The organism is Sphingomonas sp. 35-24ZXX, from assembly GCF_000786215.1.
Taxonomy (GTDB): domain Bacteria; phylum Pseudomonadota; class Alphaproteobacteria; order Sphingomonadales; family Sphingomonadaceae; genus Blastomonas.
On record NZ_JROG01000001.1, the window covers coordinates 587,848 to 606,022 of the forward strand.

Annotated in this window: 14 protein-coding genes; 5 read left to right on the forward strand and 9 right to left on the reverse strand. The window is 61.6% G+C overall.

The features are described from left to right. From LI72_RS02590 to LI72_RS02600, 4 genes are all read left to right on the forward strand, one after another. The gene (locus tag LI72_RS02590; RefSeq protein ID WP_081984574.1) at positions 1-1,335 is read left to right on the forward strand and encodes a tyrosine-type recombinase/integrase; all 1,335 of its coding nucleotides are present in this window, start codon (positions 1-3) and stop codon (positions 1,333-1,335) included. Positions 1,336-1,893: 558 nt separating this feature from the next. Further along, entirely contained in the window at positions 1,894-2,817 is a 924-nt protein-coding gene (locus LI72_RS18855; protein ID WP_052129418.1) for a restriction endonuclease, read from the forward strand. A gap of 220 nt (positions 2,818-3,037) precedes the next feature. Then, a complete protein-coding gene (locus LI72_RS19905) occupies positions 3,038-3,463 on the forward strand; it encodes a hypothetical protein (RefSeq protein ID WP_156139444.1) in 426 nt (141 codons plus the stop codon). 416 nt (positions 3,464-3,879) lie between these two features. Further along, positions 3,880-4,410 carry a hypothetical protein gene (locus LI72_RS02600; protein WP_156139445.1) on the forward strand — a complete coding sequence of 177 codons (531 nt, stop codon included), beginning with the start codon at positions 3,880-3,882 and terminating at the stop codon, positions 4,408-4,410. Positions 4,411-4,677: 267 nt separating this feature from the next. On the opposite strand, the gene LI72_RS02605 is transcribed toward LI72_RS02600, so the two are convergent. From LI72_RS02605 to LI72_RS02640, 8 genes are all read right to left on the reverse strand, one after another. Then, a complete protein-coding gene (locus tag LI72_RS02605) occupies positions 4,678-5,715 on the reverse strand; it encodes an IS110 family transposase (RefSeq protein WP_033924238.1) in 1,038 nt (345 codons plus the stop codon). Positions 5,716-6,444: 729 nt separating this feature from the next. Beyond that, positions 6,445-8,043 carry a P-loop ATPase, Sll1717 family gene (locus LI72_RS02610; protein ID WP_033924239.1) on the reverse strand — a complete coding sequence of 533 codons (1,599 nt, stop codon included), beginning with the start codon at positions 8,041-8,043 and terminating at the stop codon, positions 6,445-6,447. A gap of 40 nt (positions 8,044-8,083) precedes the next feature. Next, the gene (locus LI72_RS02615) at positions 8,084-9,133 is read right to left on the reverse strand and encodes a hypothetical protein (protein ID WP_033924240.1); all 1,050 of its coding nucleotides are present in this window, start codon (positions 9,131-9,133) and stop codon (positions 8,084-8,086) included. A gap of 213 nt (positions 9,134-9,346) precedes the next feature. Continuing rightward, entirely contained in the window at positions 9,347-10,897 is a 1,551-nt protein-coding gene (locus tag LI72_RS18860; protein ID WP_052129419.1) for a DUF2272 domain-containing protein, read from the reverse strand. A gap of 57 nt (positions 10,898-10,954) precedes the next feature. Continuing rightward, the gene (locus LI72_RS02625) at positions 10,955-12,826 is read right to left on the reverse strand and encodes a pYEATS domain-containing protein (protein WP_033924241.1); all 1,872 of its coding nucleotides are present in this window, start codon (positions 12,824-12,826) and stop codon (positions 10,955-10,957) included. Beyond that, entirely contained in the window at positions 12,823-14,007 is a 1,185-nt protein-coding gene (locus LI72_RS02630; RefSeq protein ID WP_033924242.1) for a hypothetical protein, read from the reverse strand. The genes LI72_RS02625 and LI72_RS02630 overlap by 4 nt, the downstream gene beginning before the upstream one ends. Then, on the reverse strand, positions 14,007-15,128 hold the full coding sequence (locus LI72_RS02635) for a hypothetical protein (RefSeq protein WP_033924243.1): 1,122 nt from the start codon (positions 15,126-15,128) through the stop codon (positions 14,007-14,009). The genes LI72_RS02630 and LI72_RS02635 overlap by 1 nt, the downstream gene beginning before the upstream one ends. Positions 15,129-15,168: 40 nt before the next feature. Continuing rightward, entirely contained in the window at positions 15,169-15,969 is an 801-nt protein-coding gene (locus LI72_RS02640) for a gasdermin (RefSeq protein ID WP_156139446.1), read from the reverse strand. A gap of 868 nt (positions 15,970-16,837) precedes the next feature. Here LI72_RS02640 and LI72_RS18865 point away from each other — a divergent pair. Continuing rightward, the gene (locus tag LI72_RS18865) at positions 16,838-17,341 is read left to right on the forward strand and encodes an SUKH-3 domain-containing protein (protein ID WP_081984543.1); all 504 of its coding nucleotides are present in this window, start codon (positions 16,838-16,840) and stop codon (positions 17,339-17,341) included. 397 nt (positions 17,342-17,738) lie between these two features. Here the strand turns inward: LI72_RS18865 and LI72_RS02650 are convergent. Continuing rightward, a partial coding sequence (locus LI72_RS02650; protein ID WP_033924245.1) for a MucR family transcriptional regulator occupies positions 17,739-18,175 on the reverse strand: 437 nt, incomplete at its 5' end.

Here is an 18,175-nt window from a genome sequence, read left to right on the forward strand (position 1 = left end):
ATGGCTTCGAAACTGGTGGGTCTGACAGACGCAAAGATCAGAGGGTTGAAAGCGCCCCCTGAAGGTCAGATTGAGATCAAAGATGCGATCGTCCCAGGTCTGCGTCTCAGAGTTGGGGCGTCTGGTGCACGAACGTTTCTTTTGCGAAAGCGGGTTGCTGGCGTCGTGCGGAATATCACCATTGGCAGGTATTCCGACCGGTTCGGTCTGATGGATGCCCGGAAGAAAGCGCGGATTGTGCTTTCCGATATTGAAGCAGGCGGGGACCCTTATCAGCACGTGCCGAAGCCGACGCGGGGCGCTGCGGCAGGCACATTGCGCGGAATGTGGCCGGACTACAGGGCCGCCAAAGCCGACCGCAGGTCAATTGCCGAGATAGAGCGGGTTTTCAACCGGCACATCCTGCCGAAATTCGGGGACCGGATGCCCGAGACGATCACGCGTGCGGAGATCACTCGGTTTATCGACAGCATAGCAGCAGAGACGCCTGTGATGGCGCGCGGCGTCCTTGGCCAGTTGTCATCCTTTTACGGGTGGGCTTTGCCTCGACTGGAGCGACTGCAGTTCAATCCTTGCAGAGACGCTGGACGGCCGGCCCCGCCTAAGGCGCGCGATCGGGTTCTAGACGTGCGGGAGGTGGGATTATTGTGGAACATTCTCGGCGAAGAAGGCCCCCCGTTTGGCCCTGCTATCAAGCTGCTGCTGTTGACAGGTCAACGCAGGAATGAGGTGTTCAGCGCGGATCGGTCAGAATTCGATTTCGAGGCTGGACTCTGGACCATACCGGCCAGCCGCGCGAAGAATGGGGTAGCTCATCTGGTGCCACTCCCTTTACCGGCAATCGACCTGCTGAATGAGATCTGGGCGCTCAGCGACAGCGACAAACTGCTAACATCCCGTGGTGACACTGAAACCGGCCCAAGCGGATTCAGTAAGACAATGGCGCGCCTTCGTCGGGCGATGGAAACACAGATGGGAAGGGAGGTACTGCACTGGACGTTGCACGATCTGAGGCGAACAGTCGCAACCGGCCTGCAGAGGCTGGGAGTTCGTTTGGAGGTCACAGAAGCCGTGCTCAATCACATCTCTGGTTCGAGAGCAGGCATCGTAGGCGTCTATCAGCGCCACAATTACCTCGAGGAAAAGAGGGTGGCGCTCGAAGCCTGGAGCGGAGAGGTGGCCAAGCTGGGAAAATGCCACCCCCTTGATCCTGAATTGCCGCCGGTCAGGCAGCGTCGAAGTTCGGATACAATGGTGTCCTTGGGTAAGGCGAGGGGCGGTGGAGCCAGGCGAGCATCTGCTGTGTCAGCGGCGAAATGTGAGACTAATGAATGACGACAGACAGGATGCTCGCCCTCCTGGTCAAATCTTCGCGCTCGACGTCTTGAGGCAAGTTGCCTCAGTCATTGGGCGGGTGCCTGAATGGTGGAGTCTTGGTGAACGTGGAGGAGAGCGGCCAGCCGATGGACCGCTCCGCCGAGGCAGCTGCCGAGCCAGTTCAAGTTATTCCTAGATCGACGGGTAAATGTTCGGTAACGGCGGAACCGGTCGTAGCGCAGATTGGACGCTCGATTGAGTATATACCCCAATCATTGCCTTCTCGATTGAAATTTTGGCCCGGGAAATACAACTTTTTGCTAACCCAAAATTCCTCGTTGCACATTGATCATGATTGGCGCCGTCTTCAGGCGACTAGTACCGCCCATCTGCGCACTAAAGGCGCTCGAGACCTCGGCTATTCCTGGGTTGACTGCGTGGGCAGAGGAGAAGATTGCCTCAGTCATTGTTCCGGTGCTCCACCGGCATGGTATCGAAGTTGGCTGACGGGCCGGATCACCCAGCCCGCCGGGGCAGGAGATAACCGCGTGAGTTTTGTAGGAGGGCAATAGAGATATGACCATGCTCATTCCAACAAGTGCGATACGCGATTGGCGAGATTTACAGGACAAGGTGGCTGATCTCTTTCGCGAGATGGGCTACGAAGTACGCTCACCCCATGTCGTCGACATGGTCCGGGGGCGAAAGGAGATCGACGTCTATGTCATCGATCCCCGTACTAGCGTCCCGCAAATTATACTCATCGAGTGCAAGCATTGGGCTGGGCCTATTCATCAAGAAACGGTCCATTCGATGCGAACAATCGTTCAGGATACTGGGGCGAATTTCGGTTTCATCGTCAGTTCGGGCGGTTTCCAATCGGGAGCGGGTGAAGCGGCCGCCAACTCCAACATCGAGCTTAAGACCTGGGAGGCGCTCCAAGTCGCATATGGAAATGAGTGGTATCTGCGCCAGATGGAGGTGCTGGCATCGCTCCTCCAGGAATTGCGACGCATCGATCGCGATTATCTCGACCAGTCGCGCACGCCAGCTCCAGCGACCAACCGCATGCGCTTCGTGGCCTTGGGCCGTTTCTACGATCTGATGGATCTGCTCGAGGAAGGACGGATGATCCTTTTCGGCTGCATGCCGGGCGCGCAATCTTATGATCAACCGGGGCCGATTAAGATCCAAGTTGACGAAACCTACCCCGGAGCGAAGCAGGATCGGCACGGACTGTGGATTCTCGAGCTTCCAGATGTCCGTGCTTGGTTCCGCTGGGCTGTAGCGAGTGCCCGATCTGTTATCGAGCGCTACAAGGCGCTTGAGACAGAGGTTTTCGATGCTTTCGAAAATCTGGACGACGCAACAACGAACAGCGCGTTTCAGCGCCTGTTTGAACAGATCGTCGAGGACACCCCGGTACACGCCCTACGAGGCAGGATCGACGATGAAGAGTATCAGCGGTTGCTGTCGCTCCTTCGTCGTCGAGGTGCCTGACCGCCGTGCCGCTGGATACACGGCATCCGCCGTGAAGTTTCCGTTGGAGGTTATCGATCAAGCGCATGCCAAGACTATCAATCGAGATGTCCGCCTCATACAATAGCTACCGTTGGCGCCGAATCGCCAGAACGGTACGAATGTCCTAGGAAGCGGCGTTTCACTTCCGGCAGCAGGCGACCCGAAAGCGGACGATCGCACCAGATGCGATGAAATGGTAATGGCTCGCAAGGCAGAATACGAAAACGGGGGTGGGCGCAGTGTCGTGATGCCACTGTTGCGCCTTTTCACGCTATTCGTGCTAGTCCCTGTAATTCTCTTAATGAATACCTGTGGCCTTGTGTTTTCAGAGCAGCGTGATGCCGCAAGCTCTGGCATGCTCACAGCCAAAGTAATATTGGTCAACCCGGGAGCAATGTCGGAATACTCCGGCGGGGTTTGGGTTTTGCCCCGCTATGTTCCACCGATTTGGCCTTTGGATGCGATCCTGGGATGTCGTGCTTTAGACTTCGCCTCCGATCCCCAGATAGAAGTCGAATGGGAGGAAACAATCTTGGTGGTTGAGCACGATCCCTTTTTTGTTCCGGCGACGAGAAAGGAACGCTGCTACGGACGAGCCATTATGCTCAAAGAGCGGCTTCCGTGAAGTCAGCTTTCCACCCATTTTGGGTCATCCCCGGCTAACCGCCGGTTTCCTGAAAACTGCCGGGTAGCTTCAGCGGATCCTTCCCCGAAAGCCGAATTTCTTAAAACGACCCCATTGCGGTCGTTGCGACATTAAGTTAGCCCATCCTTGGCTCTGACACGGTCGGCGTGGGCCAAACAGAAATGTTTCGGCTTGGCGGGTTCGAGTCCCGCTCGTGAGTCCTTCTCACTTTGACCTCTTTGCCTGCAAACTCCTCCTGACGGGGGATGTCAGCTTCTCACCCAATTTTGGTCATAGGGCATACCCGCACCGCATCCCGAAACTTGACGGGCAGCTGTCCGGGCATTGCTGAAAAAAGCTGCCGTGCGGCAAACGACCCCATTGCCGCCAGGCAGCGAGGGTGCGAACAATGCCTCGTGACCAGCATCTCAACGTGTCCAATGCCTCTGGCAACATTCATCGAGCCGATGCTCGGCATACCGGCTTGGGGCGTCAAGCAAGGCTATGGCAGCTTCCTCACATTTGAATTCGGTCCACCCAAGCTAGAAGTGATTGAGCGCCTGTCGCCCGAGAAAGGCTTGCGAAGATCTGCCTACGTGCACGGGCAGTGGCACCTTTGGATAAACTGCTGTCACTGGCGAGCACTGCAACACGATTTACTGTTGGCGTGGAGTGAGGACGACGATCAGGTCATCGGGCGGGTCACCGCCGCACTGAACGCTCAAAAGCTGGTCGGCGTGCGCGTTACGCCGGATGATGGCCGTTCCACGTTCACCTTCGACCTTGGCGGAACTCTCGAAACTTGGCCTTATGGAGATGACCCGACGAACGAGCAGTGGAATATCCTGACAGACACCGAGTCCTTCGCTTATAGAGCTGATGGACTTTATTCTTACGGGCCAAGCAGCCAATCCCCCGATTTGGAGCGCTGGTTGCCACTGCGCTGAAGGTCTGCTTCCCATCTGTGGACGCCCCGAAAGATGCAAGAGTAAATTCGGGTCTTGGCGGTAGTGGGATGCTGCCATCTGTCCGGCCTATTTGCGCGGCGCTGTGCCGCTGGCCCGTATGGGAGTTCGCGAACCGGATCCACATCACCCAGGCGTGCTCTGAGGCACTGTGGGAAGCACTGGTTTTCCGGTCCCGTCTCGCCGACTGTGGTGCCATACCCTCCTTCGGTCTCTTACCTCTACCGACGACCTCTGGTCCGCCTCAGCTTACGCTGCTGCCGCGACCTGAGCCTTGTAATCCTCACCCTTCGTCAGGACCGCCCAGATGATCCGGGCAGTCTTGTTCGCCAGCGCGACCGTGACCAGCATGCGCGGTTTTCTGGCCAGCATCTGCTCGAGCCATGAGCCGCGCGGGGTGCCGCGCTTGCTGGCCTGTAGTACCACCGCGCTGCTGCCGATGATCAGTAGCCGTCGCAGTGTGCGCTCACCCATCTTGGAGATCGAACCGAGCCTCTCCTTGCCGCCGGTTGAGTGTTGTCGCGGTGTGAGCCCGAGCCAGGCTGCAAAGTCGCGGCCTCTGGCAAAGCCCTCTACTGGCGGGGCAAGAGCAAGCAGCGCGGTTGCGGTGATCGGCCCAATGCCCGGGATGGTCATCAACCGCCTCGCTGCTTCATCCTCGCGGGCACGCCGGTCGATCTCCTTGTCGAGCAGCGCGACCTGTTCGTTCAGCTGCTCGAGCTGACCGGTCATCACAAGGAACATCGTGCGTGCCGCCTCGGGCAGCGATGCGCCGATCTCCTCGCCTTCCTCAAGCAGGCTTGCCAGCACGCTGATGTGCGAGGGACCCTTGGGCGCAACCCATCCGAACTTGGTGAGATGACCCCGGATCGCATTGATCAGCTGCGTGCGCTGGCGCACCAGCAGGTCGCGCGTACGAAACACCATGCCAGCGGCCTGCTGCGCTTCGGTCTTGATCGCCGCATAGCGCATGCTCGGGCGCTGGGCTGCCTCACAGATCGCCTCGGCATCGACCGCATCGTTCTTGTTCCGCTTCACGAACGGCTTCACGTAAGCCGGTGGGATCAGCTTCACCTCATGCCCCAGTGAAGCGATCTCGCGAGCCCAGTGATGCGCCCCGCCGCAGGCCTCAAGCGCGACCACACACCGCGGCTGCACAGCGAAGAACTCCAGCAGCTTCGCCCGGGTCAGCCGCCGGCTGAACACCAACTGCCCGCGCGCATCCGCACCGTGCGCATGAAAAACAGCCTTCGCAATATCCAACCCAATCGTGCTAACCTCTGCCATGGACGCCTCCTTCTAGTGGTGTGGTAACTCCTCCACTATGGCACATAGATGCCGTCGGGGGGCGGCACCCCATCACCCAGTTGCGGCCATGGGATGCCCTGCGAAGGACGTCTGAAAACTGACAGGCGGCTTCAGCCATTTCGTAACCAGGACCTGCCATTCGACTACCGGCCCATTTGCCGAACTTCCAGATTTGGGGTATTCTGGCGGTATAGCGCCCCGCCTACAAACGTCCGGCTATGCCGAAACCGGCCGTTCGCTGGGCCCTCCTGCGTCGTTAGGCAGAGACGGCGTACGTGCTCGCGCAGGCCGGTCAGCCGAGGATCGGCATCCACGTCGTCTCAGACCGAAGCCATCGCCGAGTAGCGCATCCGAATCGGTCCTCGGTCGAACTACACCCGGTCTGGCCGCGAGGAGCTCGTCAGACCGAACAGGTCGCCGGGCGACAGTTTTGGCGGTGTCGGCGGCGGTGATTTGGATGGATGCGGCCGTCCTGCGTCGCAATCAGGCCGCCAGGCCGAAGCGCAGGACCCCCAGGCCTCGCGAGACGGCGTTCCGCGATGCGCCGCCTCCTTTCGCGAGATATGTCGGATGGGCTTGCCTCGTGCGCTCGACGATCCGTGCTGCGCGTCGCCGTACAGTTCGCCCTCGGTATGTAGGATAGCTTGCGGTTCCGGCCGTGCTCCCCCACGATGCGCGAGCGTGCAGGCGCGAGGCGAGGCGGATGATTTACTCGAAATCGGGATCGACGCCGTAGGGATAGACCAGCTTCTCCGCAGTTCCGTTGACAAGGCTTGAGAACCGGGCGTTGAACAGTGGGTGTACGCATAGCATGTCGCGGCTCGATACCACCATCTCCCCTGGCACGCTGTACTCGAACTGGCATTCCCAGAAGCGGTCGGTCTCATCGATCTGCTTGCCGATCGCGCCGGTCTCGACGAGCATCCGCTTGAACTCGTGAAAGCTCATGTCCGCTTCGCGGCCGGCCTCCGCGAGGCGCTTGAGCACGCCCTTGACGTGCTGGTTGAAAACCGTGTGGAGTTCTCCCTCTCCGAACCGGCGGTGAAGCTCCGGAATCGCCGCCGCGCAGACGTCCCAGAGATGGGGATACCGGTACTCGAAGGCTGAGCGTATCCCGTCCGAGATGGTCGGCACCGCCTCCTTCACACCATCGAGCACCATGCGCTGCGTGATCTCGCCGAGACTGCCGGACGCGGGATCCAGGGCCCGATACAGGATGCGGTTCAGTATGTGGAGGAAGTCGCGTGGCAGTAGCTGCGTGTGCCTTGCGATGTAGGTCATCGACTGTTCGAGATGTTGCCCTATCGCGTCTTGGCCAAGCTTGGGTTCGGTCGCCAACTCCGGGGGCAGCAGCTTCCTGAAGAGGGCTATCGAGCTCGCCCGGTCCTGGGCCACATTGAGGGCCAGCAGGCGCTCTAGGCTGTGTTCGTCGTAGAGTTCGAGATAGAGCGCGAGGCGATGGGCCGCGATGCGCCACAGCTCTCCCGATGTCCAATGCAGGACGGCCTGCGTGCTGAAGTCCTTCGTCACGTTTGAGGATGCCCGCCGGAACGTCTCGTAGAGCTCCGCCGGAAGGCAGAAGCGCACGTCCAGCAGCCACTCGTTCTCAGCCAGGACCCCGAGATAGCGGATCAAGCCGCCGAGGGCGTCGTTCGCTGCGTCCTGTTCTAGCCGGTAGCGCTCCATGGTGTCCATGAGGACCAGCACGCGGGCCTGTCCGATTGGTCTCCCCAGGGGCGTTACGATCCGCTTCGCGGTTTCGAGCGCCGTGGTGTAGAGTTTCCCCGAGCCGTCGACGAGTTCGAGAAGGTCGAGCTGCGTCTCGATGCCGTAGCCGGCCTGCTCGGAACGCTTTGCTAGCGAGAGGACGACGCGCCGGATTATGTCCGCAGGCTCGTTGTTCTCCGAGAAGCCGATGTCGATCGCGAACCTTCGGATTGCGACCAGCCGGGCGTCCCCAGGCTCGTTGAGGAGCGCCCCGAAGACGGTGCACCAAACTAGCATCTCCCACAAGTGCGCGACGATCTCAACGTTCGGCGAGTTCACGCCGAAGACCCCGCGTATAGATTTGAGGATCGTGGGGAAAACGTTCGGGGCGTCCAGGTAGACCACGGTGTGGGGGCAGGTCGTGCGGAGGTAGTCCAAGAACGCGGTCTTGCCCGAGCCTTTGCGCCCAATGATGATCCCCGATCCACTGACAGCGCTCATCTGCACATCGTTCTGCTTCTCGAAGAGCCGTTTAGACGCGATGGGATGGTCGACAAGACGGTCCGCCGATATCGGCCCCAGCGGCTCCGTGAATCTCATCACGCGCTCAAGGTGTTCTCGTTGCTCCTGGTTCAGACCTTTATGATCCACGCTTGAGCCTCCTGTCGATGTTGATGCGGAGTTCGGCTGCCACTCGGCGCAATTGCGGCTCGAGCGCAGCGAGCACGGGCCGTCCCGCGCCTGATGCCCATTCTGACTGCTCCGCCTCGCCGCTATCTAGGAAGCGGCGGGCGGAGAAGTCCGCGTCGTTCGGGGCGCGGTGCATGAGGTCGCAAAGCAGCGTTGTGACCGCCAGGTTGTAGAAATAGAGCCGCCACAGGACCGGCAGCGTCGTCGGGTCGAGATCGCGCACGACGTGATCGACGCCGTTCGCGGCCTTCCTGATGGGGCTGTCGACGTCGTTGTACAGCTTGGCAAATGCGGGCAGCTGGAGGATGCCGGTTTCTGTCGTCATGGCCATGACCAGAGTGTCGAGCTCCTCGTATGTGATGCCCTGGCGCTGATGCACCGCGGGATCGGTGCCGCCGTCCTTCTCCGGCTGGTAGTCCAGCGGCGCTCCGCTGGCGGCGCCGGCGATCTGCTTGTCGCTCACGAAGGCGTCGCGCAGGAGGCGACCCAGCCCGTAGATCGCGTGGAGGCGGGGCGCGAGCGAGAGGTCGTAGGACGTCAGAAGGCTGTTGATCTGGTAGTAGGTCGCGATCGGAGCAAATAGCCGGTAGATCGTACTTACCCGGTTGTCGTCGATCTCAAGCCAGCCTGGCAGCTCCCCGGCATTCGCCAGGGAATGCAGAAGCAATATCCGGTTACGCGACAGCTCGCATTCCCGGACGAACCGGAAGGCGGCGGGCTCGCAGCGGGAGTAGAGCTTCTTCCGCGCCTCATACTCGTAGTCCAGCTTCGCCTTGCGCTCGCTCTGCCGGTCCGAGAGGTCGGCTTTGAGGTGCTCGAGCCATCGGTTGGCGAGGACCGACGTGAGGGTCCCGACAAAGCCGGCACAGGCGCCGAATATCGACGCGGCGGCTACAATTTGGGCCGCGCTTATCTGCGCGGCGGCGGACGTCTGGCTGGCGAGCACCGCCGCGTTCTGAGCCAGGTTCAGCGATGCAGCCGCTGCAGCTTCAAGGTTCATCCTCCACTCCTGCCTATCTCTTCTGTTGATCGCGGAGCATCCGTAGGCGGATGCTTTCGATCAAGGCGTTTCGATACGGGGGAACCGGAGTTGCCGGCCCGCCGCAGGTGCCGCGCCTGGGTCAAATGGTGGGGCACGCGTCCTGGTGCCCGCGCGGCGCTGTCGAACATCGATGCATGAGGCCTGCGCAGTTTGTGCTTCCGGGCGGGCAAACTAGGTGCCCGCCCTGTTCTTCAGGAGCGCGATGATGTTCTGGTCCGGCTTAAGGTAGCCGTCGGGTGCCAGGTGGTATTCCTGGAGACCGGTCCCGAAGCCGACGGTGTTGCCTACGTTGCCCCCGAGGACGCGGACCGCGTCGGGGGTGACCTCGACGACGATGTCGGAGTGGCTTTCGTAGTCGGCGTGGTTCTCGGCGTAGGAGAAACTGTAGTTGTGGCCCGCGCGGTTGCGCTGGATGATGTCACCTAGCGCTGGCTTCTCCTCGGTGATGCGGTAGCCCCAGAACGGCTTGTCGGTCCGACCCGTCACGCGCGCCTTGATCGCGTTGTTGACGAAGACCGAGTGGCTTGAGGCGAACCGGAAGTTCGCGTAGGCCTGTCCGGCGCGGCGCACGGCCCATGAGATGAACGCGGCCGACCAGGGGACGTCACGCCCGTCGGGATAGGTGCTTCGGCCGTCGTAGGCTTCGCCGATGGCGGCCCACATCTCGCGCACGTAGCCACAATAGGGGGCGACCTTCTCGCTGCCCTCGCCCTTTCCGAAGCGGAGCCACTCGTCGATCGACGTGCGCAGCAGAGTCTCCACCTCCGGCCGGACTGGCTTGCGGAGGTATTTGCTGAAGCAGTAGCCCTCCTGGTCCCCGGATCGGACCCGCCGCCAGCCCTTCGCGTCGGGCTCCGCGAGCGCGATGAGACGCTCGCCGATCGTGAGGTCCCGGACGATCGCACCGTCCGGCGCGTCGCGCAGCCTCAGGCCGTCAGTGGTGACGACGAGGTCGGTCGCGACCGGCGCGCTCGGCGTCGAGAGCAGGCTGGCCGCGCCGAGCGTCGCGTCCTCGGCCTCGTCCCACACCACCATGCCCACGCCGTCGGCGCCGACCTGGAATGCACCCAGCTCCTTGCGGGGAACACGGACAACGTTGCGGTCGTAGCCGATGCCGCTGTCCGGCTCGGTCCGGTCCAGCGGAACCTGGCGCATCGCCCACCGGTTCGAGTAGAAGAACTGCTCCGTTCCCCTGAACGCGCGCGACATGGATATCCAGGGGACGTCGATCAGCTTCTCGGCGAGGAGCTTGCTGAGGGTAGCGCCGCTGCCGTAGCAGCCAATGCGGAAGTCTTTGCCGATCGTGTCGTGAACGGCTTTGAAGTAATCGAGAATGGGGCCGTCGATCTCGCCCGTCGAATAATCCCTGTCGACCGCGAAGAGGATCGTGCTCTTCTTCCCGACGGGTTGGCCGACCGCCTTGGCGCAGACGAGCGCGCGCTGCGCGTTCTTTTTGCCAATGGCGGTCGAGAAGTTCGAGATTTCGCGGCTGCTGTCCTGGTAGATGGGCAGGATCGCGAAGCCCTCCTGCGAGAGAAACTTGGCTTCCTCCGGTGTGAGCGTCTTGGGCCTGTCGCTGCTGGCGTAGTAGCGGATGACGGTGTCGACGCCGTTGCGCTTCAGGAATTTGAGGAATGTCTTGCCTGCACTGCCGTTGAGGCGGGTGCTGGCGTCCACGGCCGACCAGCCCTTATCGTTCGAGAAGTCATCTTTGTAGCTCACGTCCGTTCCCCAGTTGATCGTTCCGATACCGTTCCCTCTTGGCCGACGCGAACCCGTTCACCTCGTCTTGATGATGCTCGGCGCGTCCTTGAGCTTTGCCAGGTCGCACTCAAGTTTGATGCCTTGGCGGGGCAGGTCGATGCCGAGCGTGAAGCCGCCCCAAGCCTGCACTGACAGCGTCGCGCGCCGATCGTTAAACATCACCTTGATCCTGCGCTGCGGGAACGAGGGATGCAGATCGAACCACGCCACGTCGCCTAGCTGGAGGTCGGCCTCAGAGTCGGCGGTGACGGTCATGAGCACCGTCACCCAGTTCCTGTTGGCTCCGGGCTTGAAGGTAGCGTCTACGCGGAAGCCAGCGACTTCCGCCTTTCGACCGTAGCGGCCCCTGTTCGGATCGTCCGTCGCCTTTCTCCCGGTGGGACCAGTCGGACTGGTTGACGACATGGTGGCGGTCGTGGGCAGAGGCGCTGTGGCCCTTCTGAACCTAGTCTTGAGCGCAAAGGCCGTCACGCCAGACCGGGGGGACCGCTCGGTCCGGTTACGGACGCCGAGCACCTTCGCTGGAGGCTTGGGCTTGGAGGTGTCCACGCCGCGGGCAAGGGTCACGCGCCCCCGCTCGATGACTCCGCTGAGCACCACGGTGGTGTCTCGGGCCCGCAGCTGGCCGCTGGGAGACTGCATCGCGGTGAGCAGACTCTTCTCTTTGAGCGCCTTCTTGTTGCGGCTGAGCCAGGTGAAAGTGACGCCTCTGCTGCTCTGAAGCGGGGTTTCACGCCTCCAGCGCGCCAGCACAGTCGCGGCTCCCTGCGCCGCATCCGTGTCGACGCCTGAGAGGAACGACTGCAGGCTCTCGGCCATCTCGCCGAAAATCTGGTTAGCGTAGCTGTAGTACGGCGAACCACGGGCCTGGGCCCTAGCCAAGAGCCGGATGGCGTGTTCGGCAGCCGCCCTCTGGCCCACGGCGGTCCCATCCGCAGCCGAAAGGGCGTTGTGGGCCAGCACGACGTGCGCATCGTAGGCCCAGTCGACTCTTTCGCCCAGTGCCGCGGTCCATTCCCGATGCGGCGGTCCGAAACTGTCCGGGAAGCGTATGAAGAGGAGGCCGGCGAGGAGCGCGGCCCAGGGGTCGCCGGTCTGCGGGGCGAGTAGTGCCCCCAGGCGCTCGGGGTTGAGGATCGTTTTGCCTAGGGCGGCGGCCTCGTCAGAAGTGCCGCCCTGCAGCGCGCGCAGGAGCGCGCGTATGTGGGGTTCGGCCGGCGTCACTTGATATTCGACGTCCGCGGTTGCGAGCGGCGATGGGACGATGCCGATCGTCGTGCCGCCCCTATACATCGGCAGCAACTGCCTCTCGATCTTCAGTCCCTCGATCGACGTGGTCATTCGGACGCGCCGGCCCGACCACGGGTCCCACCCATCGCCAGACTCCACCTTGATCGATACGCGATCGCCGACCATGTCGTAGCGGTAGGTTCCGGTGAACGGCCCGAAGGATTCGCGTCGGCCCTCCGCCTCCTGGGAGATGCCAACGGAAATGCGCTTGCGTGTGGCGTCAATCTGGACGGGGGTGATCTCCGAGCCGAGCGGGGCCACCTTCCGCGGCTGCGACTGGAAGAAGGTGCGGAGTGCGGCTTCCTCGTCGTCCACTCCAAGGAAGCTCGGCCCGGAGCCGCTCGCCATCAGTGCGGAGAACGAAGGGAGGGTCACGTTGTTTGCCTGTCCCTCCTTGACCTGGAATATGACCGACTGCGGCGGGACTCCCGCCGGGGCGATCTCGACCGTGTAGTAGCCTGGCTCCGCTGCCTGTGTGGGCATGGTCAGGTCGCCTGGCGTCGCCACCCAGTCATGCACGAGCCCCGCCTGGTTGCTGATCCGCACCCTGCCCACGGAGAGGTCGGGCGGCGCTACGAATTTCAGGCTCGTGCTCATTGGACGTTCACTCGGTGGTCGAACTGGGGCTGGATCGGAAAGAAGCGACTTGAGAAGAACTCGGCGTCCGTCATCGCCAAGGCGTACAGCGGATCGGCGCCTCCCTTTACCGACGTCAGCCATGCGCCGGCGGCCCTGTCCGGCTTGCTTAAGATCCACGGCGGGTTGCGGTCGTCGCGGTCGCTGACGTGCAGGTCGAAGCGCGTGACCGCGTCGTCCGGGTTTGTCATGATCAGGACCGGCAGGTCCGGGTCGGGCCGGTTCACAATCGGGTAGACCTCGCTTTGGGTGAGCACCGGGGACGGCTCGAATGGCAGGTCGTCCCAGAGCGGGTAGTAGATCCGCCGCAGCGTCTTCAAGTCGTTGATCAGCTCGCTGGGATAGACGGTCCATATGCCGTTCCGAAGTCTGGCGGAGGATCCGTCCAGGCCCTTGATTACGGTCTGTGTGAATCGCCCGAGCTTCACCCCGGTCGTTGGATCGGCGCCCTCGTAAGCGAGGAGCGCGTCCGGGGCGGCGCGGAGCAGCAGGACTTTGTCGCGGGCAGGTTGGAATGGGGAGGGCGGCGGGAAGAACCGAGTCTCTAGCGCATCGCCGAACTCGAAGTTCGCCAGGAACTCGCTGCACGTGTCCGAGAACATAAATGCGGATCGCAGCGTCGTCATCCTGCGCAGCGCCTGGGCGAGCTTTCCTACATTGAGGTGCGACCAGGGGTTCACCTCGTCTCCGTTGAGGTCCTCGAGGAATAGGACCGGCAGCGCTGTGTGCGCGGCACCGTGTCCGCAGCAGTAGAACAGCGCGACGTCGCCGGCGCGCTTGCGCAGCCTGTTGAACCACGCCCGCCCGGCGAGCTTGACGTTCGCCTCCGTGGCGGCGTCGATCTGTTGCCCAGGCGCCCAGGGATGCCGGTTGGCGCCGCCCGGCGGATCGGAGATCAGGACGTCTAGGCTGCCGAGCCTCGCGGTCAGCGAGTCCTGGTTTTGCAGGAGCCACTCGCTCATGAGCTTCGCGCTGTCCGCCGCGCTGGCTAGGTTCGGGACGTTCGCGAGGTCAGGGAGGCCGCCCCACTGCGGTTGCCGGTGCGGATAGTCGCCGACGCCGATCACGAAGGCGTGGGTGGCCGACTCTTCCGCCAGCTCGCGTTCGAACAGAAGCGTTCGGACTGGTGGCTGCAACGCCATCAGATGACGCTCAGATCTGCCAGCCGCCGCCTGAAGCGGGCGTGGAACTGGGGCCTGCTGAAGTACGTGGTGTGCGCCGACGCGAGGCCGGTCACGCTGTCGAACGCGAGGTCGTCGACGCCGGAGTAGAGCGCATCGGCGCGGAACGCCAGGGGATCGATCGGATCGAAGACGTTGAACCATGCACCGACGCAGGCAGGGCGAGGCGTTTTCCCATCCGGCCCCGCAGAGCCGGAAAGCACTCCCACGGCCTTGAAAAGGCCCGGCTGCGAGCCGACCGTGAAAAGGGCCGCGATCTGCAAATCGGCTGGAAGACCCGATGCAGCGAGGTCCTGCAGCATGTCCGAGAGGATCACGCCGCCCATGCTGTGGGCGACCACCACGACGGGCCCCTTTCCGGACAAGGACGCCTCGTGCGCTTGGACGAGGTCTGTCCTGACAACCTCTTGGATGCGGTCGCGCAGTCTGCCCTGCTGAAGGTAGGCGAACACGTCGCCGAGAAACATGCCGACCGCCGGACTGATGAAGTCGCGCACGGTGCCGAAGGCCACGGTCGAGGCCGTGTTGCGGATCCGTCCGCTGACCACGGAGACCGCGTTGGCGAGCCTGCTGCCTATGCCGAAGCTGTTCGCGCCGAGATCGCCGAGGCTGCGAGCTAAGTCGGCGTCAGTGGCGGCCGCCCCGACGCGGGCCGGCGCATCGTCGCTCTCGATCGCCCGGGCAGCGAGGCGGAACGCGGCCAGATCCTCCGCGGTGAGCTCTACGCCGGCGCTGTCCGCAGTCCCGACCGCCTGCGCGAAGACGGCGTCGATCGCGACGGTCGGGTTCTGGCGAGCGACCGCCGCGAGGTCGGCACCGCCCGGCCCGGGCGCTCCGCCGAGACCGCCTGTCTGGCCATCGCCGACGGGAGCCCCGATCGAGAAGCTGCGCACGCCCTCGTCGGTGCCAAAGACTTTCGGATTGATGCTTGGTACGAGATCGCCCCAGAGCGGGCTGAGTATGGTCACCTCGCGCCCCTCGAATGCGACCTTTCGGAAGAGCGCGTCCCGATTGGCGAGGCCTTGCGCGTAGCCGGGGCCCGAGCGCGTAGCCACGCCGTGGACGAATACAAGCTGCACCATGTCTATCCCCCCGTTCCCGTTGTCATACGGCCTTCGACGGTCATGCCTTGCCGAGTACTTCCCCGTCGACGCGCTCGAGGCGCTGCATCGCGCCGTCGAAGTCGGCAGTTACCAAGGCGGGACCGCCGATCCCGAAGCTGACGGTTCCGGCCTTCACTGGACGGAACACGAGATCGATCTCGCCGTCGTCGCCCCTGTCGCCGGCGGATAGCTCGATCGCCACGAAGCCAAACGCGAGGTCGTCGGGTCCCTCGTAGACAACCGTGTTCGTGGAGGCCGCGTCGGACCCGACCTTCAGCGAACCTCCGACGAGCTCTTGGATCACGGGGACGTCGAGGGCGATCCTGCTGTTGTCCGCCCGGTATGCGGTCACGCCTATCTTCCGCGCGGTCACGATCTCGGTGATGACATAGAGCTTGCCGGGTCCGAAGAGGTACTTCTTCAGGATCGGGTGGGACCATCGGACCCTGGCGGCAGCGAGGTAGTCGCCGATCTCGATGGTGTTGGCGCGGTGCCGTGTGACGTCGGTGTATGAGAACTCGATCTTCTCCGATTTCTCGTAGGTCGCAGAGAGGTTGAGCTTGCCGCCCATGGCTCCCAGGATGTTGCCCAAAATTCCGATGCCGAGCTCGATCGGAAGCTTGCTGCTCCGCTGCCCGTTGATATTGGCCGCGACGCCCTGCGTAATGGAGGGCAGGGCGCGGGCCTGAGGCTCTGTGAGTTGGTCTAGCGTCCCGATGATGCCGCGCGCGTCCTTGAATTCCCCTAAGAGCTCCAGCGGCTTGAGGTCCGCGGTGGGATGCAGAACGACGTTGAGATTCAACGACTTGAGGTAGTTCACAGACTTGTCAGTACAGATACCCACGACGTCCCCTTCCTGTGATGCGACAATGTATACGTCGTCGGATTCACTGTCGCGAATGCCCCAAGGCCGAGTAAGCCGATTGAGGACGAAATATCCGTTATGGATCTATTTTGTGAAATGCGGCCTTATACGAAAGAATAGGCACGTTTGCAGGATTCGGGCAATAGGGAATATCATACTCACTCGATCACATGAAGAAGAGGCCGTGACATCTTTGAGAGGAACTTGAACCGCCATAAAAGGGGAGTATTCGCCGATGATTTGTTTGCTCAAGATAGCAAGATAGGTGGGAGAGATCTGCGGTTTCACGGCAGGTTAGGCGACGTGAGCAATTTTTGAGCAATATCAGGCGGTTGCGATATGGGCCATGGATAGGAAGCTCTCCGCGAGTTGGTCATATAAAATGGCGATGGCTCGATTGATGTTGAGGCGCCCGAAGAAGCGCTCGATCCGGCTGCGCTACTTGTCGAGCTCGCGGTCGTGGCCAATCTTCACCCGGCGGTTTGAACGCCCTGATATGACAGCGTGTATGCTGCGCTCGGCGTGATCGGCACGGATATCATCGGCGTTGTATCCCTTGTCGGCCAAGAGTGCCTTGGGGGCATCCGACCGCGCTCAGTCTAGGCTAGGCTTTCAAGACAACGTCAATGTCCGACCGATTCTAGCTATGGCAGACGTGCGCAGCGGCTGACTTTAGTGACCGGATTTGGGTCGGTTGCAGTCACAGCTCAGATCGGGTCGCGAATGGCGGCTTTGGCCCGCTTCTGAAAAATTCCTGCCATTCAGAGATCGACCCCATTGAGGACATCTAGCCACACGAGGCGATAATGGTAATGTCTGCAGAATGTCGCTTGTTCCGCTTAATCTACAAAACAGGCTAGAGGAATCCGGCTGGTATCGCGGGCGGCGTGTTGCAGTCGATAATCGAGTGGCAGTCTCGCACCCGGCATTTCTTGTGCTCGCCGAGCTTAGCGGGCTTCAGCTATATCGCTTCAACGATAGTCATGAGGTTTGCGAGATCGATTTCCAGTTCATCTCGGAGAAGCTGGATGAAACCGAGCGTTGGGAAGCTGAACTAGGCACCGAATTGATTGGGTTTGCTGAGCATCATAACGGTCACGGCGAGTTGCTGATAAGCGCCACCGGTCATGTGTTTGGCGGCGGGTTAATCGGTCCGGGGTTCTGGTTCGTTGGTAGCACGTTCCAAGAGGCACTAGTGAACCTCATAACCGGCGTCCCCTTCCGTCCAATGCTTTTGGAAACTGACACTTCTGTTTCGCTTTATGGCCGCACATACACGCGTGCCGACCCCGAGGTATTGCACGCAACGTCACCGGAACTGCGTTGACGGCGACGGCAGCTTCCCACCCAGTTGCAGCCATGGGATGACCTGCGAAGTCTCCCTGAAAGCTGACATGCGGCTTCAGCCATTTCGTGGCCGGGACCTGCCATTCAACAACCGGCCCAATTGCCGTCATCGCCGAACCTATATTCGCTGATCAGGAATGACCGGTATCAGCGAAACCGGTCATTCCTAATCAGCGATTGGCGGCTCTGTCCCAGATTCGGACTTTTCAGGGGCAGGGCGGCGCACTTTAAAGAAATGCTGATATTGCTGGCGGATATCAGTGCGCGGATAACGATAACCGTCTCGCGTTACGCAATAACCGCTCTGCCAATTTCAGAAGCTTGGCAACCGGACCGACTCTATCGGCCCGGCTGCTCGAAACTCCGATAAGACTGCCTCACTTTGCGGCAGTAGTTGCCTTCGTGCGCCCGCGGCCGGCCTTAGGGCTACGACCAAGACCAATAGTCTTGGCAAGTTCACGACGCTTCTCAGCATAGGCCGGAGCGACCATCGGGTAGTCGGCTGGCAGGCCCCACCGCTGGCGGTATTCTGTTGGCGTAAGGTTGTAGTGAACGGACAGATGCCGCTTGAGCATCTTCATCTTCTTGCCGTCTTCCAGGCACACGAGATAATCGTGCTTGATCGATGATCGGATCGATACCGCAGGCTCAGGACGCACTTCTTGAGGCTCCGGAACTTCAGCCGATGACAAGCCAGCCAACGCCGTGTGAACATTCGCGATCAGCGTAGCGATGTCGCCCAATGCGACACTGTTGTTTCCAATATGCGCTGCCACGATATCTGCGGTAAGCGTAATCAGCTGCTCTTGCGAAT

What these genes read in the sequence shown, in the direction of transcription:
- LI72_RS18855 (WP_052129418.1), top strand. Translation starts at nt 1,894, where the DNA reads ATGACCATGCTCATTCCAACAAGTGCGATACGCGATTGGCGAGATTTA.
- LI72_RS02630 (WP_033924242.1), bottom strand. Translation starts at nt 14,007, where the DNA reads ATGGCGTTGCAGCCACCAGTCCGAACGCTTCTGTTCGAACGCGAGCTG.
- LI72_RS02625 (WP_033924241.1), bottom strand. Translation starts at nt 12,826, where the DNA reads ATGAGCACGAGCCTGAAATTCGTAGCGCCGCCCGACCTCTCCGTGGGC.
- LI72_RS18865 (WP_081984543.1), top strand. Translation starts at nt 16,838, where the DNA reads ATGTCGCTTGTTCCGCTTAATCTACAAAACAGGCTAGAGGAATCCGGC.
- LI72_RS02590 (WP_081984574.1), top strand. Translation starts at nt 1, where the DNA reads ATGGCTTCGAAACTGGTGGGTCTGACAGACGCAAAGATCAGAGGGTTG.
- LI72_RS19905 (WP_156139444.1), top strand. Translation starts at nt 3,038, where the DNA reads ATGGCTCGCAAGGCAGAATACGAAAACGGGGGTGGGCGCAGTGTCGTG.
- LI72_RS02605 (WP_033924238.1), bottom strand. Translation starts at nt 5,715, where the DNA reads ATGGCAGAGGTTAGCACGATTGGGTTGGATATTGCGAAGGCTGTTTTT.
- LI72_RS02615 (WP_033924240.1), bottom strand. Translation starts at nt 9,133, where the DNA reads ATGAACCTTGAAGCTGCAGCGGCTGCATCGCTGAACCTGGCTCAGAAC.
- LI72_RS02635 (WP_033924243.1), bottom strand. Translation starts at nt 15,128, where the DNA reads ATGGTGCAGCTTGTATTCGTCCACGGCGTGGCTACGCGCTCGGGCCCC.
- LI72_RS02610 (WP_033924239.1), bottom strand. Translation starts at nt 8,043, where the DNA reads ATGAGATTCACGGAGCCGCTGGGGCCGATATCGGCGGACCGTCTTGTC.